Here is a 1,274-nt window from a genome sequence, read left to right on the forward strand (position 1 = left end):
TTGCTGCAATCCGCGATAATCTTGTAAAAGTTTTCGACGTCGTCTTCGTTCAGCACGGGCCGGGAATCGCACAAAGCGGTCGCGCCGTCTTGTTCTGGTGTCTCGGACCCGGTTACCATCAGGTCGCTGCGGGAAATGCCAAAGCACCGGTGCAGAACTTCGATACGAACCAGGCTTTCCAACGAATTCCGGTTTACCCTGATGCAGTCGGGCGCTTCATCCAGGCAAGTTTCAGCGCAGGCTGCCAATTTCTTCCATGAGATCAGCCGGTCGATTTCGGACAGAATTTTTTCTTGCCGCGTTGCCTTTTTCTTCCGTCCGAGCAGGTTCTGTATCATTGCAGACCGTCCTTCCGCTTGAATAAAACCGGTTAACCCGAATAATTCACCAGAAGGCGGCGGAGGTAGCGTAACCATCTGAAACACCGTATGTTTTGGGTGCTAACGCCAAACATGCAATTTTCAGCAGGACGACCTCCGCCATGGCCCAATCTACGCCCTCCATGCCTCGCCTGTCACCCCTGAATGGCAAGCCGATCCTGCTCGGGTTTGACGGTGCTGACATGAGCTCTGACGCCGGACTTACCCTGCTTCGCGAGATCGAGCGCAAGGCGGGTCTAGCGCAGCGGCTTGCCGATTGCCTGAATGATCTGCGCGATCCCGTGAAAGTTCAGCACAGCCTGTGCGACATCATACGTTTCCGGGTCATGATGATCGCGGCGGGGTATGAAGACGGCAATGATGCGACAGCCCTGCGGCACGATCCTAGCTTCAGGATCGCGCTGGAGCGTGGCCCGGAAACGGGGCCGGCCTTGTGTTCACAGCCGACGATCTCGCGCATGGAGAACCTGCCTGATGCCTGCGCCCTCCATCCGCATGGGCCGCGAGATGGTCCGGTTCTACTGCCAGTCTTTTGCGCGCGCTCCAAGCCGGATCGTGCTCGATATCGATGACACCTTTGACGCGGTTCATGGCCATCAGCAGCTGCGTCTGTTCAATGCGTTTTACGACGAGTTCGGCTTCCAGCCGATCGTCGTCTTCGACGGCGAAGGTCGGCTCGTCGGGACACTGCTGCGCCCGGCCCGCCGCCCCAAGGGGGCCGAAAGCGCGGCCCATATCCGTCGGTTGATCCGGGAGATCCGCAAGCATTGGCCCAAGACAGAAATTCTGCTGCGGGCCGATAGCCACTACTGCACCCCCGAGGTGCTGGACCTGTGTGACAGGCACGGGCTGCGCTACGTCTTCGGTTTATCGAAGAACGGCCGCCTTGCGCAG

At 58.7% G+C, this 1,274-nt stretch carries 1 protein-coding gene and 1 pseudogene; one reads left to right on the top strand and one right to left on the bottom strand.

The features are described from left to right. Positions 1-425 (bottom strand): hypothetical protein (locus CB0205_RS13975; RefSeq protein ID WP_198001886.1); only part of this gene is annotated, 425 nt, incomplete at its 3' end. Between the two features lie 56 nt (positions 426-481). On the opposite strand from CB0205_RS13975, the pseudogene CB0205_RS13980 reads away from it, so the two are divergent. Next, positions 482-1,274, top strand: a pseudogene (locus tag CB0205_RS13980) (IS1380 family transposase); the annotation flags it as partial.

Origin of the sequence: Synechococcus sp. CB0205 (genome assembly GCF_000179255.1) — a bacterium.
In the GTDB taxonomy this organism is placed as follows: Bacteria; Cyanobacteriota; Cyanobacteriia; order PCC-6307; family Cyanobiaceae; genus Vulcanococcus.